1 protein-coding gene is annotated in these 562 nt (G+C 71.4%); it reads left to right on the top strand.

Annotated elements, in window-relative coordinates; translation table 11 throughout:
• Positions 1 to 562: glycosyltransferase (locus J5M58_RS25990; RefSeq protein WP_207880188.1), on the top strand; the 562-nt coding region annotated here is incomplete at both ends.

The raw sequence follows: 562 nt of genomic DNA, 5'->3' as shown, positions 1-562 counted from the left end.
GGGCGGCTCGCGCGCAAGCCGGTGGTCTGGCATCTGCGCGACATCGTGAGCGACGCGCACTTCGGCACGAAGCAGCGGCGCGCGATCAAGCAGTGCGCGCGGCTCGGCGTGACGCGCGTGATCGCGAATTCGGACGCGTCCGCGCGCGCGTTTCTCGAATTGACGGGCTTCGAGCGGCGCGCGGTGCAGGTGGTCTTCAACGGCATCTCGGCCGAACCGTTCGTCGCGCTGGAACCGGTCCGCCCGGCCGCGCTGCGCGTGCGCTTCGGGCTGCCCGCCGATGCGTGGATCGTCGGCTCGTTCAGTCGGCTCGCGCACTGGAAAGGGCAGCACGTGCTGCTCGAGGCGGCGCGGCTCTATCCGGACATGCACGTCGCGCTCGTCGGCGCGCCGCTTTTCGGCGAGGACGAGTACGCGGCCGAGCTGCGCGGCTTCGTCGCGCTGCACGGGCTCGGCGAGCGCGTGCATTTCCTCGGCTTTCAGCGCGACGTCGCCGCCTGCATGAAGGCGGTCGACGTCGTCGCGCACACGTCGATCACGCCGGAGCCGTTCGGCCGCGTGA

It is taken from the genome of Pseudomonas sp. 32_A (assembly GCF_017490905.1).
Lineage (GTDB): Bacteria > Pseudomonadota > Gammaproteobacteria > Pseudomonadales > Pseudomonadaceae > Aquipseudomonas > Aquipseudomonas inefficax.
The sequence above is the reverse complement of the archived record's forward strand: the minus strand, read 5'-3'. Positions and strand labels throughout refer to the sequence as shown.